This window comes from Algibacter sp. AS12 (genome assembly GCF_046736315.1).
GTDB classification, from domain to species: Bacteria; Bacteroidota; Bacteroidia; order Flavobacteriales; family Flavobacteriaceae; genus Algibacter_B; species Algibacter_B amylolyticus.
In genome coordinates, this window is record NZ_CP151841.1 from 789,843 (window position 1) to 806,174 (window position 16,332).

Genomic DNA, 16,332 nt, shown 5'->3' on the forward strand with positions numbered 1-16,332 from the left:
TCCAGCTATAAAATACAAACGGTTTAATATGTTTTTTTCGTTTACTGCCAAGGTTTTATAATCAATTATTCTTTTTAATCTTTATTTTTTTTGGCGGATTTACTGAAGGGGCCAACCCTTTTTCTTTCATTACTATTACCACATTCGACTCCATTTTAAGCCTCATGAGTTTCGATCGACCATCTACAAATGCCGATCGCATTTCTTTTACTTCATTTTTTAATCGAGCAATTTCATAGACCTTTTTATCTGCACTATGCGAACTCGCAATCATTACTATTGCTAACCCAGAAATAAAAAGTATTAACCGCCAGCTTTTAAACGAATCGTCACTAATTAAAAAAGTACCCTTTAATATGTTATAGATATTCTTCTTCATTCTTTACTTCTTACTATAAGGAAGGATTAAAAGCTTATTTATAGCTTTTCTGCAATACGAAGCTTTGCACTTCTTGCCCTATTATTAATTTTAATCTCTTCTGCAGTTGGCACAATTAAGCCATTTACCTTTTTTAGAGGCACTTCAAAGTTCCCAAACATATCACGTTCTGGTTCCCCTTCGAACATGCCATTTCTAATAAATCGTTTTACCAACCTATCTTCGAGAGAGTGATAGGATATAAAACTTAATCGACCGCCAACTTTTAACACTTCCGGAGTTTGCAATAAAAACTCTTTTAAAACCTCAATTTCTTGATTAACCTCTATTCTTATAGCTTGATAAATTTGAGCCAAAACTTTATTCTCAAAACGCGGTGGCAAAAACTTAGCTAAAACTTTTTTTAACTGTTCACTTGTTACTATTGGTTCAGTCTCTCTATACTCAACAATTAATCTTGCCATGGCTGGTGCTGCACGCAACTCGCCATATTGCAAAAACACTTGCTTTAACTGCGCCTCATCATACTCATTAATGACATGAAAAGCAGATAATTTATTTTGTTGATTCATCCGCATATCCAAATCTGCTTCAAACCTTGTTGAAAAACCACGTTCCGCAACATCAAACTGATGCGATGACACCCCAAAATCTGCTAAAACCCCATCCACTTCTTTTGCGCCGTGAAACCTCAAAAATCGCTTTACAAACCTAAAATTCTCATGTATAAGCGTAAACCTATCATCATCAATTACATTTTCAAGCGCATCTGGATCTTGATCGAAAGCATACAACTTTCCTTTATCACTTAGCCTACTTAAAATTTCTTTACTATGGCCACCGCCACCAAAAGTGACATCCACATAAACACCATCTGGATTTATATTCAACCCATCAACTGTTTCCTTTAAAAGTACCGGATTATGATATTCCATGCTCGTCATCGTCTTGTCCCATTACTTCCTCTGCCAAATCCGCAAAATCAATTGCAGCATCATCAATAGCTTGTTCATACAAATCCTTATCCCAAATCTCAATAATATTGATTGCCGAAGCCACCACTATATTTTTAGAAATACCTGAAAAAACCGTTAATTCCTTAGGAATTAACAACCTACCATTAACATCTACCTCAACCATTTTGGCTCCAGCAGTAAACCTTCTAATAAAATCGTTATTCTTCTTTTTAAACTTATTTAGCTTATTCATTTTTCCCATTAACGCCTGCCATTCGCCCATTGGGTAAAGTTCTAGGCATTTTTGAAAAACAGAACGACGCAACACAAAACCATCCTGCAAAATTGCAGAAAGTTGCTTTTTGATTGCAGCAGGCATCATTAATCTGCCTTTTGCATCAACCTTACAATCGTATGTGCCTGTTATTAAATCCAATGCGTTTTGCTAAACTTTAAACGTTTAAATGTCAAATATATTGAAAATAATCCCACTTTATACCACTATATACCACTTTGTTAATAAATTTTCGATTAATTACGATTTTAATCCGATTTCTGAAAATAGAAAACACCACATCGCATAACAAGAACTTCGATTTCAAACTTTAATACTCGAATTACAAGATTGTTAATATGTTAGTTTTTGGTTTTTCTAAATTTCACTCCGTAACACAATTCATTTTACTTGAAAGCAATAATTATAGTAGAAATATGAATGAAATAACTATATTTGTTTTTAACGAATGAATGACTAACTGATTAATGACGCATCGTTTAAAAAAAGAAGAAAAATACAGCTATATAGAAGCAGGTGAAGGCACTCCAATAATAGTGTTACATGGCTTAATGGGAGGATTAAGTAACTTTGACGCTGTAACTGAATATTTTTGCACCAAAGGGTATAAAATAGTAATCCCCGAGTTACCACTTTACAGTAAATCTTTGCTTAAAACTAACGTAAAGCATTTTGCAAAATACTTGCATGACTTTATTGAATTTAAAGGCTACAAAGAAGTTATTTTATTAGGAAACTCTTTGGGTGGCCACATAGGCTTATACCACACCAAACTTTACCCAGAAAGTGTTAAAGCTTTAATAATTACGGGAAGCTCTGGACTGTACGAAAACGCTATGGGAGGCGGATACACCAAACGTAGTGACTACGAGGTAATTAAGAAGAAAGCTCAAGATGTGTTTTACGACCCTGAGGTTGCCACTAAAGAAATTGTAGATGAGGTTTACGAAACCGTAAACGACCGAAACAAGCTTATAAAAACTTTAGCTATTGCCAAAAGTGCTATAAGACATAATATGGCTAAAGATCTACCAACACTATCGACACCAACTTGCATAATTTGGGGTAAAAACGATGGCGTTACACCTCCAGAAGTTGCCGAAGAATTTAATGAATTATTACCAGATTCTGAATTGTTTTGGATAGACAAATGCGGGCATGCTGCTATGATGGAACACCCTCAAGAATTTAACGACATTCTTTATGCTTGGTTACAAAAACGAGGATTCTAGTAATAAATTCCAAAAGAAAAAACTCTAAATCCCATTAATGAGATTTCCTCTTTCGAGGGAATAACAAAAACACATTTCTAATGAAAATTAAATCTGCCGAATTTGTAATGAGTAACTCTGATGTTGCCAAATGCCCAAAAAGCAGATTACCGGAGTATGCTTTTATTGGCCGTAGTAATGTTGGAAAATCTTCATTAATAAATATGCTAACAAGCAGAAAAAGTTTAGCTAAAACCTCGGGAAGACCAGGAAAAACACAACTTATTAATCACTTTTTAATAAATAACAACTGGCACTTGGTAGATTTACCAGGTTATGGTTACGCACGTGTTTCTAAAAGCTCTAAGAAAGTCTTTCAAAAATTTATAACCCAGTATTTTGGCTTACGCGAACAACTTGTAACGGCTTTTGTTTTGGTTGATATTAGACACACGCCACAGCCAATCGATTTAGAATTCATGCAATGGTTAGGGGAAAACGGTATTCCGTTTTCAATTATATTTACTAAAGCTGATAAATTGCGTCCTCAAGCTATTGAGAAACACGTTGACGACTATAAAAACATCCTTTTAGAAACTTGGGTAGAAGTACCTAACTGCTTTATTACTTCATCATCTAAAGACATTGGGAAAGACGATGTTTTAGGCTATATTGATGGATTGAATGAGAATATGAATTTGGAAGCTAATTAAGGTAATTCACTTTATTATTTAAATATCGCTTTTAATTTTTCACATCCAACGCATCCCTAAGCGCATTCCCTATTAACATAAACGCCATTACCAAACTCATTATACATAGTCCGGGAATAATAGCTAAATAAGGTTTACCTAAAATAATATAATTGTAATGATCTTTAATCATAGCACCCCAACTTGCCATTGGAGGTTGCGCACCAATACCTAAAAAACTTAATCCGCTTTCTATTAAAATGGCACCCGCAAAATTTGCTGCCGATATTACAATAACTGGCGCCATAATATTTGGCAAAATATGCTTTACTATAATTCTTAAATCGGTATAACCAAGTGCCCTTGCTGCAGTAACATATTGCATTTCCTTTGTACTAATTATTTGCCCGCGCACTACCCTAGCAACCTCAACCCACATAGTTAAACCCACTGCAATAAACACTTGCCAAAAACCTTTTCCTAAAGCTAAAGTAATAGCAATAACTAATAATAGCGTAGGGATTGACCATGTTACATTTATAATCCACATAATAACAGCATCTACTTTACCTCCAAAATAACCTGCTACGCTCCCCATAAATATGCCAATTACCAATGAAATAAGAACTGCAACAAACCCTATAAAAAAGGAAATTCTTGCTCCAACTAAAACCCGACTTAATAAATCGCGGCCGTATTTATCTGTACCAAAAAGGAATGTTTTTTCTTTAATAAAATCTTTTACTTTTCCATCAGGAAACACACTTAGCTTAATCGTTTTTTCTGCACCTTCTAGTCCATCAGCAGCATATTCTTTATATTCCAATTCATCATCCTTAATAGTATATGACGCAATAGGAATCTCTGAATCTGTATTTTTCTTTCCGAAGAATAGTTTATCAAAAGCACTTTGATCCACTTTTATTTTTGAAGGTATTGTAAGCATGATTACTTTAAATCCAGGTTTTTCTGAATGGATAGCCAAATGCATTTGATTTGCGTATTGCGAATTATCTGGTGCAAACACATAAGCAAACACGGATACTAAACCTACCAAAACGATAAAGTAAAAACTAAAAACGCCCCAAAAGTTCTTTTTAAACTTTTGGAGCGCTACTTGTTTTAGTGAGTTTGATTTATGACTCATTTTAATATATTTTGTAAAAGAACTCTGTTAAAATGAATTCTACTATAATTTAATTTTGAACCGTAGATGCTACCTTTTTCATAGGATATGCCGATTTTAAATCTTCCAGCACATTAAGCGCCTCTTCAACATAAACATCTTTTTTTAAACTAGCATGCCAGCGATCGCGTTTTTCTTTTAAATCGGTAGTATCTTGAGCTATTAAGGCTTTTTCAAAACCATGAGACTGGAAAGTTAAATTTGAATCGTAATCTGACATAGCATCGAATTTTTTCGATTCAGCCTCATTAGCTTCTAATTGCGCTTTGTAAGTTTTATAGTTTAAAGAGAAAACTGTTTCGTCAATTTTACTTTTCACCCATTTAGCATTTTCTTCAATAAGTTTTAATTGACCGTTAGTGCTCATGCGCTTTTTACTATTAGCAATAGTTGCATCGTAATCGAAATAATGATCCCAAGGTGTATAATCGGCTGCATCAATTTCATCATAAGGTAACGGATTATCTTTATCCTTTTCACCTACATCAATAAAACTAAAACGCCCTGGTACATTTACATCACTTTTAACACCTTCTAATTGTACAGAACCACCATTAATTCTGTAGTATTTCTGCCTTGTAAGTGCCAAAGCACCTAAATCGCCACTTGTATTATTTCGCAGCATATTATTTAAGTCTATTACATTTTGTACGGTTCCTTTACCATACGTCTGCTTACCTCCAATAATAATGGCACGTTTGTAATCTTGCATTGCTGCAGCCATAATTTCTGAAGCCGAAGCCGAAATCTCGTTAACTAAGATAACTAATGGACCATCCCAAGAAATAGATTTATCTCTATCTCTTAAAACCTCCTTTGGCTGATCTGTAGAGCGTACCTGAACAATGGGACCATCTTTAATAAATAATCCTGCCATGTCCACAACTGCAGGTAAAGACCCACCGCCATTATTACGTAAATCTAGCACTAAACCTTGCATACCATCGGCTTTTAAACGCTCAATTTCTTCCTTAACATCCTTTGCTGCATTAATGTTTTTATAATCTTGAAAATCGACATAAAAAGCAGGTAAGTTAATTATACCAAACTTCATATTATCCTTCTCTACTATTGATGCCTTAGCGTAAGTTTCAACCAACTCTACTACATCTCTCACAATTTCGACATCTTTTACAGAACCATCTACCTTTTTAATGGTAAGTGTTACTTTAGTTCCTTTAGGCCCTTTAATGTATTTTATAGCATCGTTAATACGCATACCAACTATATCTACAGCTACATCTTCATCTTCTTGTTTCACTTTTAAAATAACATCTTCAACCTCTAACTTATTACTTCTCCATGCCGGACCTCCAGAAATTAATTCTACGATTTTAATATAATCCATTCTTTTTTGAAGCCTTGCACCAATTCCTTCTAATTTACCCGACATACGTTGATCGAAATCTTCTTTTCCTTTAGGTGCTAGATAATATGTATGCGGATCGTACTCCTCAACAATAGTATTTACATAAATAGCAAACCAATCTTCGCGTTGTTGATCATCAATATAATCTTCAAAATAAATATTTATAGATTTTAAAGTCGCCTCTCTAGCTTCTTTCTCAATCTGCTCATCAGATTTTAAAACATAATCAGGATCTGCTTCCTTAGCTCTTTTTTCTTCTTCAAGGATATCATCGTAGTTAGAAAGTGTAGAAAACTTTAATTGCTTTCTCCACCTATCCTTAAGTTCTCTTTTGTTTTTTGCAAACGTGCTATTTTCGTAGTTTGTATCAAAATCTTCATCTATAGTATAATCAAAAGGTTCCGATAGCACTTCCTTATAAATTTCTTTAGCCTCTTCAATACGTTTTAACATGCGCTCATTAACCACATTAAAAAACGTAATATCTGTAGCTTTAAGCTGGTCGTCGATATTCAATTTAAAAGCTTCAAAATCTTCGTAATCCGATTGATAAAAATAACGTTTCACAGGATCTACAATTTCTATGTAATCCGCAAACAATTCCGCAGAAAACTCATCGTCCAATGCTATAGGATCAAAGTGACCTTGATCTAACACAAATGTTATTATTTGTATTAATAGTTTGTCTTTATCTGGGTTACTAAATTTCTTTGATGTAAAACTACAGGATGCAAACGCTAACAAAAGCATTAAGGAGAGTACTTTATAATTCCTTTTCATAATATTTTTCATGTGTTAATCTTTATTTGCTTCTAAAAAGCACAGCATATTTTTCACTAAAATAAAAGAAAAAACCGTGCCAAGAGATTGAAACGCTACTAATTTTTTGTTAAAGCAAAGAAAATAAGGGTATACAACCGAAATTATGTATTTTAGCGTTGCATTTTAGAAATTGAAAATGAGCAAAAAACCCATTATACTTGTAACAAACGACGATGGTATTAACGCCCCTGGAATACGTGCTTTAATTAGCGTTATGAACACCATAGGCGATGTTGTTGTGGTAGCTCCAGATAGCCCACAAAGTGGCATGGGACACGCCATAACATTAAACTCCACGTTATACGCCGAAGAAATTAAAATAGATAATGGTCCGCAGAAGGAATTTAGTTGCTCTGGCACACCTGCAGATTGTGTTAAATTAGGCATCCGCGAGTTGGTTGGCAGAACTCCAGACCTCTGTGTATCAGGAATTAATCATGGGTCCAACGCCTCTATAAATGTTATTTACTCTGGTACCATGAGTGCTGCTATTGAAGCTGGCATTGAAGGTATTCCAGCTATAGGATTTTCGTTATTGGATTACAATTGGGAAGCTAATTTTGAAGCTTGTAAAACACATGTTAAAACCATTACCAAAAATGTAATAGAAAACGGTTTGCCTAATGGCGTAATTTTAAATGTTAACATCCCTAATATTCCTAAAAAAGAAATAAAAGGTATAAAAGTTTGCCGCCAAGCAAAGGCGAATTGGGTAGAAAAATTCGATAAGAGAAAAACACCACAAGGCAGAGATTATTATTGGCTTGCGGGAAAATTTGTTAATTTAGATGGCGGTGAAGACACGGATGAATGGGCACTTGAAAACGGCTACGTATCATTAGTTCCCGTTCAATTTGATTTAACAGCACATCATTTTTTAAAAGATTTAAATGGTTGGAAATTATAACCACTAAAATATAATTATAGTAGATGAAAAAAGACGTTTTTATAGGTATGTTAGTTGGTTTAATTGCCAATGCCATAGGTTTATTTTTTACAGCCAATTTATTAGGAAAGGGAGATGATTTCACTTTAGTTATTAAAGCTGCCGCTGAAGAAGGTTTTCTAGGAAAACTAATAAGTCTAGGTGCTATATTAAACTTAATAGCCTTTTTTATTTTTATAAGAAAAAGGCAAGACTATCGTGCACGAGGTGTTTTACTTATTACAGTATTTATAGCTGTTTTTACATTTGTTTTTAAACTCTTCTAAAATGAAGTACTACATTATAGCTGGAGAAGCATCGGGCGACTTACATGGCTCAAACTTAATGAAAGCTCTAAAAGCAGAAGATGCTAATGCCGAAATTAGGTTTTGGGGTGGCGACCTCATGCAAGCTGTTGGTGGCACTTTAGTGAAACATTATAAAGAACGTGCTTTTATGGGGTTTATTGAAGTCATCATGAACCTAAACAAAATTTTCAAAGACATTTCTTTTTGTAAAAATGACATTTCGAGTTTTAAACCCGATGTTATTGTATTTATAGATAATTCTGGCTTTAATTTACGCATAGCTAAATGGGCCAAAGAAGCAGGGTTTAAAACAAGTTATTATATTTCTCCTCAAGTTTGGGCTTCTAGAGCTAGCAGAGTTAAAGCTATTAAACAGGATATAGATAATATGTATGTTATCCTTCCTTTTGTAAAACCATTTTACAAAAAACATGGCTATGATGTTACTTTTGTGGGCCATCCACTAATTGATGCGATAGCTAATAGAAAACAAGTAGGCGTACTTAAATTTAGAGAAGACCACCAATTAGGCGAAAAACCAATTATAGCTTTATTACCAGGAAGCAGAAAACAAGAAATAACAAAAATGCTTTCTGTTATGCTAAGTTTAGTTGATGAGTATCCCACCCATCAGTTTGTAATTGCAGGAGCTCCAAGTCAAGATTATAGTTTTTACGAAACTTTTATCAAAGAAGGTGATGTAAAATTTATTTCGAATAAAACATACGATTTGCTTAGTGTATCTACTGCAGCCTTAGTAACTTCGGGTACAGCCACATTAGAAACCGCTCTTTTTAAAATACCACAAGTGGTTTGCTACAAGGGCAGTACTATTTCTTATCAAATAGCAAAGCGCATTGTTACTTTAAAGTTTATATCGCTAGTTAATTTAGTAATGGACCGCGAGGTTGTTACCGAACTTATTCAAAACGATTTTAATAAAAAGAACTTAAAAAAAGAACTCGATAAAATTTTAGACCCCGAAACACGAACCAAATTATTTTTAGACTATTACGAGTTAGAAAAAAAATTAGGAGGTGTTGGTGCTAGCAAAAAAACAGCCTCACTTATTTACAAGTCCATAAAACCTAGTCTTTAAATGAAAAACACCTTATTAATCCTACTTTTAATTATTAGTTTTAGCAGTTGCAAATCTTCTAATCGCGTAAAAAACAAGAGAACTTCAACGACTAAAATTATTACCAAGAAAAACAAAAAAGAAAGCAACACCACCACTTATAAAAAACCAAGTAACACAGCATCGCGTAATATCTCTAAAGCCGATTACATTGTGGATTATGCTAAACAGTTTAAGGGTGTTCGTTATAAATGGGGTGGCACAACAAAATCTGGTATGGATTGCTCTGGCTTAATTTATGAATCTTTTAATTCTTATGATATTACGCTTCCTAGAATATCTAGAGACATGGCTAAAAAAGGATTTAAAATAGCTCTTAAAAAAGTAACAAAAGGCGATTTGCTATTTTTTAAAACAGGAAACCGCAGAAACTCCATTAACCATGTTGGTTTAATTGTAGATATTAGAGATAACGACATTAAATTTATACATGCCACAACAAGTAAAGGCGTTATAATATCTGGTCTTAATGAAAGCTATTGGCTAAAAGCGTTTCATGAAGCGCGTCGTGTCTTGTAAGATTTTTTATTATCTTACATGAGTATGCGATTACTCAACTTCACTATAATTAAACTTACTATTTGCCTTATTTTAGGCATTACCATTGGTTATTTAAACCCTTTTTCGCTTCCCTTTGCATTACTAACAACAGTTTTTCTTTTGTTAGTATTACTTATTTTTTACCTGATTGCCAGAAAATCGTTTACCAAAACTATTTGGTTTGGTAGTATAGCTTTTTTAACTATGGTTTCCGTTGGTATTTTAACAACCACCATTCATGATCAAAAAAACGCAGCAAATCATTATACCAAAGTCATTTCGAATAATATTGATAGCCTAAATACTATAACTTTTAGGATTCGAGAAGTTTTAAAACCAGGTAATTATTATAACAAATATATTGTCGATATTTTTGAAGTCAATAGCACAAAAGCATCTGGAAAAACACTTTTAAATATTCATAAGGATTCTTTAAAACCATCATTAAAAGTTGATGACATTTATATTAGCAGAACACCTTTTAAGAACTTAATACCTCCTCTTAATCCGCATCAATTCAATTATAAAAGTTACTTAAAGAAACAATACATTTTTCATCAACTATTTATAAATAACGAATCGCTATTTCCTGTTGATCATAAGACCACTACCCTGTTTGGTATTGCTGCAAGACTCAGGCAACATATAAATAAAAAACTAGAACCATATCATTTTAAACCTGATGAATTAGCCATTATAAATGCCCTCATACTAGGACAACGACAAGATATTAGTAAAGCCGTTTACACGAGTTACACCAATGCTGGAGCTATTCATATTCTAGCAGTATCTGGACTTCATGTTGGTATTTTATTATTAATACTTAGTTTTATTTTTAAACCGCTAGAACGTTTTAAACACGGCAAACTCATAAAAACCATTTTACTAGTTAGTATGTTATGGAGTTTTGCGCTTATTGCAGGATTATCGGCTTCGGTAACAAGAGCGGTAACCATGTTTAGTATTGTTACCATTGCTTTAAATCTTAAAAGGCCAACAAATATTTATAACACACTTGCTATAAGCATGTTTGTAATACTACTTGTAAAGCCTATGTTTTTATTTGATGTTGGCTTTCAATTAAGCTACTTAGCCGTTTTTGCTATTGTAGCCATAGACCCCATGATTTATAACCTTTGGAAACCTAAATATTGGCTTCCCGATAAGTTGTGGCATACGTTCACCATAACGGTATCTGCGCAATTTGGAATTATCCCAGTAAGCCTTTATTACTTCCATCAATTTCCTGGATTATTTTTCATTTCTAATTTGGTTATCATTCCTTTTTTAGGCTTCATACTTGGTTTAGGGCTTCTTGTAATTTTATTGGCCGTAATAAATTGCCTTCCTCAAATTGTAGCAGATGTTTACGGATATATTATTAACCTAATGAATACTTTTATAGGATGGGTGTCTAAGCAAGAGGCTTTTTTAGTAAAAGACATTTCGTTTAGTTTGCTATACGTTATTGTTTTCTATTTGCTAATTATAACAGGAATTCGATTTCTTTTTAAAAGAAATTACAAGAATTTAAAACTATTTTTAACTGCTGTTCTTGTCGTTCAAAGCGCTTTTATTTTTAATGCTCTTAACAAACCCTCAAACGAATTTGTTGTGTTTCATAAAAGCAGATTTAGCCTTATAGGACAAACTCTTAATAATACCATTATTATTGCTAGCGATTTTGATAGCATCACTAAATCGACAAATAATATTATTAGAGATTATACCGTAGGAAACCATATTGCAGCATTTGAAGAACAAAGCATTCCAGATGTTTACCAACTTAACAAAAAGAATATTTTGGTGGTAGATAGCTTGGGAATTTATAATATAAGAACCTTAAAGCCCAAATATGTTTTATTAAGACAGTCACCTAAAATTAATTTAAACAGATTGATAGATTCTTTAAACCCAAAGCTTATAATTGCAGATGGTAGCAATTATAAATCTTACGTAGAACGTTGGGAACAAATATGCCGAAAAAGAAAACTCCCTTTTCACCAAACAAGTAAAAAGGGAGCCTTTATTTTAAAATACTGATTTTTTAAATCGTTTTATTCACAATAGTATTGGCAACTTCAAGCCATTTACTTGCACCACCACGTACATAACCTGTTTTACCAAGGCTATTTAAATTCATTTTACCATCTGGCATTTTTTCGGGTACAACAAAATGAACGGAAGGATAACCTCTTACTTTAAAGATACTTTGCAACTGACGGTTTTGCATTTTAATAGCTTCCTCTTGCGCTGTTCTTCTAGGAAAATCTAATTCCACCAAAACAACATCATTAGACCATTTTTCGAAATCTGGAGTTTTAAACACTTCGTTTTGCAATTTGATACACCATCCGCACCAATCGGATCCTGTAAAAAACAACATCACTTTTTTATTTTCCTTAATTGCAATTTCAAAAGCAGAATTAACATCTGTATGCCAAGTTAATTTTTCTTGCGAAAAACTATTTGCAGATATTAAAACACCTAAAATTAGTGTTAGTAGAATTCTTTTCATTTTTATGTTTTAAAATTAGCCCTTAAATTCGCCTTTAAAAGCTTTATAATATTCGTTGAATTTTTCTTGAGTGTCTATAACTTTATGATCGTCCTTTTTAAACATTTTTAAATACAACTCTATTTGAGCAGGTGTTTTATAGCCTTTTAAAGGGAAAATTAAATTTGCATCTTCATCTAAAAACACAATGGTAGGGTAGGCATTAATCTGAAAATAACGTGATAACTCATGCGATGAATTTCTTCTATTCGCTTTAGCAGGATCATAACTAGGGTTGGAAAACGTTTTCCCGTTGTAATTAACCTCCTCATTTCCTTCAGCATTAAACTTAACAGCATAAAAATGAGCATTCACATAATTTGCTACATCTTTATTTTGAAATGTGTTTTTGTCTAACATTTTACAAGGTCCACACCAATTGGTATAAGCATCCATCATTATTTTTTTAGGTTCTTTTTTCTGAAGCTGTATAGCCTCTTCCAATGTTACCCAATTAATTTCCTGAGCTATGGTATTAAAGCTTGAAAAAGCAATAACACAAACTAAAAATATAATTTTCTTCATAATTGATTAAGTTGTAAAAGTTGTTCCGAACTTACAAAAAATGCTCCAAACAGGAGCATTTTGAATATTTTTTAACTAATTATTAGATTATCGTACACCGTGCATTAGTTTTTTAATAACAGGATATAATGCAGCCGATAAAACAGCCAATGCTAAAGAAACAGCTGTTAATATCCAGAAAAAACTACTAATTCCTTTTTCATTTGCAATAGCTTCTGAAGATTCTGCGAAGACACCAGCTAATTTCATTCCAATTGCTACCGCCAAATACCAAATACCAAACATAAAAGCAATCATTCGAGCTGGAACTAATTTACTAACATATGATAATGCTACTGGAGAAACACACAACTCTCCCATGGTATGAAATAAATACACTAATATTAGCCAAATAATACTTACTGATGCTGTTTTAGCTCCAGGCTCAATTCCTCCAGCCCCAATTGCAATAACAGCCATACCTAGTCCCAATAATGCCATTCCTATTGCCCATTTCATATTTGCATTTGGGTTATACTTACTTTCCCACCATTTAGAAAATAATGGTGCCAACGTAATAATGTATAATGAGTTTAATACCGAGAACCATGATGCAGGAATCTCAGCTGTATTTTTTTCAAATTCTTTTGCTAGCATTCCAATTGCTATAATCCAAATAATAATAAAACTTAATGCTAGAAATATATTGGACCACTTATATTTAGCAAACGTTTTTTGAAAAAGAAGATATAATACCCAAGTAATTATTCCTAAAGGAATTAAGGTCATTAAAGAATTTACAATTTTAAAAATTATTCCAGCACTTCCTACTAATACTCTATCAGTATAATCTCTTGCAAAAACGGTTAAAGAACTTGGTGATTGCTCAAAAATAGCCCAGAAAAATATAGTTACAAATGCAAAGAAAATAACAGCTAACATTCTATCTCGTAATACTGGAGTATATTTAGGAATACGTATTATTAATAGCAAAATAAAAATTAAAAAGGCTATAACGATTGCTATTGTTGAACCTGAATACCCAGCTAATTCAAAAGGAAAAACATTATATTCACCCTCGGAAATTTTAGAAATAGGATCATTAAAAATCCATAATAAACCTAGAATTGAAGATATAATTATCAATACTTTTTGAAAACCTGTAAATGGATTTCTCTTTGAATCTATTTCATTTATATCATTAACGGAATCTTCGCTACTTAGGACTACATCCAAAACATCCTCATTCTTATTTTTCGGCTCCTTTCCAATTTCTCCAAAAATACCTTGTGCAAACCTAAATTGCAATAAACCAAATAACATAAAAATTCCAGCGACTCCAAACCCCCATGACCATCCAATTTTCTCTCCTAAATACCCACATAATAAAATCCCTAAAAAAGCACCAGCGTTAACCCCCATATAGAAAATGGTGTAGGCTCCATCTTTTTTCTCGGACTTGCCTTCATACATTTCAGATATAATAGACGTCATATTTGGCTTAAAAAAACCACTACCAATAACCAACAAACCAAGTCCCATATAAATAAAAAACGACGTTTCTACTGCCATACAAGCATGACCTAAAGTCATCAATAAAGCTCCTACAACAACCGCTTTTCTAATACCTATAACGTTATCTGCAAAATATCCACCAACCATTGTAGAGAGATACACCAACGAAGTATAAGTACCAAAAATGGCAAATGCCCATTCTTTAGGCCAGCCCCAACCATCATCTAAAAGAGACGCTGTAAAAAATAGTACTAATAATGCACGCATTCCATAATAAGAGAAACGCTCCCACATTTCTGTAAAGAATAACACAAAAAGTCCCGCTGGATGTCCCAAGACTTTATCTTTAAATAAGTTTTCAATATCTGTATTCATAAAATTATATAATTCTAAATAAGTTAATGTACTTTACCCATAAGTTTTTTCATTAAAGGAGAAAAAACAATTACCACTAATCCTGCTCCTAATGCATATTTAGCTATTAATAAAAAGCCATCGGTGTAAATTGCTAAAGTATCTAAACCGCCCACATTTATATCGGTGCTTTCTACAGCCAATTGTTTTGAAATAAAACCTACAATTTGGAATGCGTAAGCCGATGACAGAAACCAAATCCCCATCATAAAAGCTACAATTCGCTTTGGTGATAAATCTGTGATTTTAGATAAACCAACCGGAGACATAAATAACTCTCCAATAGAAATAATAAAATACATGATAAATAAATAAGCAAATGGCACCATACCGTTTTCGTCTGCATTATTTCCGCTTAAAGATAATATGTAGAAACTTAATCCTGCTAGAAGTAAACCAAAACCAAATTTATATGGTGTTCTAGGGTTTAAATTTTTTTTAGATAAATATGCCCATAAAAGTGAAACAGGAATCGATAATACAATTATTACCAAGGAATTTAAAGAGTTTGTTTGACTTGCATTCATAATACCATCCAAGTCTACATTTCTGTCTGCAAACAAGGTAATAACACTTCCAGAAAGCTCATGAAACCCCCAAAACAAAGTCATAAAAAACGTAATTAATAATGCCATAATTAGCTTTTTACGTTCGTCGGCAGTTGAATTATAAAGTATAATGCTCATATAAATTAAAATGGCAACACCTATAAATTTAAAAATTAAGTTCACATAGTTTTGATCACCTAAAAAAGTATCTCCACCCGCAATAGCTTTATAAGAAGCAAGAACATAAGCAATTAATGGTGCACATAAAAAAGCCACAATAGGCACAAAAATTTTCTGTGGAATTCCTAAAATTTTCTTTTCATAGACGGCTTGATTAGGAGGTAAACCTCGATCTCCAAAAACATTTTTCTTAATACCACTCCAAAAGAAAATTAAACCTGTTAACATTCCAATTCCGGCTAAACCAAAACCATAATGCCAGCCATATTTTGCAGCTAGCCAACCACAAAGTAATGGCGCTACAAAACCGCCTATATTAATTCCCATATAAAAAATGGTAAAACCAGAATCTTTTCTTCTGTCGCCATCTTTATATAAAGAACCTACAAATGTTGAAATGTTAGGTTTAAAAAAACCATTTCCAACAACAATAAATGCCAGCGCTAAAAAGAATGCAATATCATTTTCTATGGCTAAAACAAAATGCCCTAAAGACATTAAAATCCCACCTAAAAATATAGAGCTTCGCATACCTAGTATCTTATCAGAAATTCTTCCACCAACAACTGTCGATGCGTATACTAAAGACCCATAAGATGCATAAACCGCTGCCGCTGCCACATCCTTTTCTGCCAAAGCCACAAATATCTCATTAACCATGTAAAGCATTAACAATGCTCGCATGCCATAGAAACTAAAGCGTTCCCATAATTCGGCAAAAAACAAATAGAACAGGCCTTTTGGGTGCCCAAACAATTGAGGCTCTTGGTTTGTTAGAATGGTTTTAGACATA

Annotated in this window: 16 protein-coding genes; 7 read left to right on the forward strand and 9 right to left on the reverse strand. The window is 33.1% G+C overall.

Translation table 11 applies throughout. From position 1 onward, the window contains the following. Positions 1-61 precede the first annotated feature (61 nt). Genes AAFN75_RS03430 through mraZ form a run of 3 tightly spaced genes read right to left on the reverse strand, consistent with a single transcriptional unit; the run spans position 62 to position 1,771 of the window. The gene (locus tag AAFN75_RS03430; RefSeq protein WP_411808230.1) at positions 62-379 is read right to left on the reverse strand and encodes an FtsL-like putative cell division protein; all 318 of its coding nucleotides are present in this window, start codon (positions 377-379) and stop codon (positions 62-64) included. 38 nt (positions 380-417) lie between these two features. Then, positions 418-1,314, reverse strand: a complete 897-nt coding sequence (rsmH, locus tag AAFN75_RS03435) for a 16S rRNA (cytosine(1402)-N(4))-methyltransferase RsmH (protein WP_411808231.1) — start codon at positions 1,312-1,314, stop codon at positions 418-420. After that, entirely contained in the window at positions 1,301-1,771 is a 471-nt protein-coding gene (gene mraZ, locus AAFN75_RS03440; protein ID WP_411808232.1) for a division/cell wall cluster transcriptional repressor MraZ, read from the reverse strand. Before mraZ ends, rsmH begins: the two co-directional genes overlap by 14 nt. Positions 1,772-2,097: 326 nt before the next feature. Between mraZ and AAFN75_RS03445 the strand changes: the two genes are divergently transcribed. Both AAFN75_RS03445 and yihA read left to right on the forward strand, forming a co-directional pair. Further along, entirely contained in the window at positions 2,098-2,862 is a 765-nt protein-coding gene (locus AAFN75_RS03445; RefSeq protein WP_411808233.1) for an alpha/beta fold hydrolase, read from the forward strand. Between the two features lie 80 nt (positions 2,863-2,942). After that, positions 2,943-3,554, forward strand: coding sequence for a ribosome biogenesis GTP-binding protein YihA/YsxC (gene yihA / locus AAFN75_RS03450; protein ID WP_411808234.1), 612 nt, complete (start codon positions 2,943-2,945; stop codon positions 3,552-3,554). Between the two features lie 31 nt (positions 3,555-3,585). Here yihA and AAFN75_RS03455 read toward each other — a convergent pair whose 3' ends face one another. After that, positions 3,586-4,680, reverse strand: a complete 1,095-nt coding sequence (locus AAFN75_RS03455; RefSeq protein ID WP_411808235.1) for an ABC transporter permease — start codon at positions 4,678-4,680, stop codon at positions 3,586-3,588. A 49-nt stretch (positions 4,681-4,729) separates the two neighbouring features. Further along, positions 4,730-6,868: a carboxy terminal-processing peptidase gene (locus tag AAFN75_RS03460; RefSeq protein WP_411809268.1), complete on the reverse strand. Its 2,139-nt coding sequence runs from the start codon at positions 6,866-6,868 to the stop codon at positions 4,730-4,732. A 178-nt stretch (positions 6,869-7,046) separates the two neighbouring features. Between AAFN75_RS03460 and surE the strand changes: the two genes are divergently transcribed. From surE to AAFN75_RS03485, 5 genes are read left to right on the forward strand one after another with little or no spacing between them, the layout of a single operon-like run. Continuing rightward, on the forward strand, positions 7,047-7,817 hold the full coding sequence (surE, locus tag AAFN75_RS03465; protein ID WP_411808236.1) for a 5'/3'-nucleotidase SurE: 771 nt from the start codon (positions 7,047-7,049) through the stop codon (positions 7,815-7,817). Positions 7,818-7,840: 23 nt separating this feature from the next. Beyond that, entirely contained in the window at positions 7,841-8,122 is a 282-nt protein-coding gene (locus AAFN75_RS03470; protein ID WP_411808237.1) for a hypothetical protein, read from the forward strand. A 1-nt stretch (position 8,123) separates the two neighbouring features. Then, positions 8,124-9,242, forward strand: coding sequence for a lipid-A-disaccharide synthase (gene lpxB / locus AAFN75_RS03475; protein ID WP_411808238.1), 1,119 nt, complete (start codon positions 8,124-8,126; stop codon positions 9,240-9,242). After that, positions 9,243-9,800, forward strand: a complete 558-nt coding sequence (locus AAFN75_RS03480; protein ID WP_411808239.1) for a C40 family peptidase — start codon at positions 9,243-9,245, stop codon at positions 9,798-9,800. Positions 9,801-9,818: 18 nt separating this feature from the next. Beyond that, a complete protein-coding gene (locus tag AAFN75_RS03485; RefSeq protein ID WP_411808240.1) occupies positions 9,819-11,864 on the forward strand; it encodes a ComEC/Rec2 family competence protein in 2,046 nt (681 codons plus the stop codon). 4 nt (positions 11,865-11,868) lie between these two features. On the opposite strand, the gene AAFN75_RS03490 is transcribed toward AAFN75_RS03485, so the two are convergent. The 4 genes from AAFN75_RS03490 to AAFN75_RS03505 form a co-directional block, all read right to left on the reverse strand. Beyond that, positions 11,869-12,339 (reverse strand): thioredoxin family protein, encoded by a 471-nt coding sequence (locus AAFN75_RS03490; RefSeq protein WP_411808241.1) that lies wholly within the window; start codon positions 12,337-12,339, stop codon positions 11,869-11,871. A 15-nt stretch (positions 12,340-12,354) separates the two neighbouring features. Continuing rightward, positions 12,355-12,903 carry a thioredoxin family protein gene (locus AAFN75_RS03495; RefSeq protein WP_411808242.1) on the reverse strand — a complete coding sequence of 183 codons (549 nt, stop codon included), beginning with the start codon at positions 12,901-12,903 and terminating at the stop codon, positions 12,355-12,357. 87 nt (positions 12,904-12,990) lie between these two features. Beyond that, a complete protein-coding gene (locus tag AAFN75_RS03500) occupies positions 12,991-14,772 on the reverse strand; it encodes a peptide MFS transporter (RefSeq protein ID WP_411808244.1) in 1,782 nt (593 codons plus the stop codon). A gap of 23 nt (positions 14,773-14,795) precedes the next feature. Then, a complete protein-coding gene (locus AAFN75_RS03505; protein WP_411808245.1) occupies positions 14,796-16,331 on the reverse strand; it encodes a peptide MFS transporter in 1,536 nt (511 codons plus the stop codon). Between the last annotated feature and the right edge of the window lies 1 nt (position 16,332).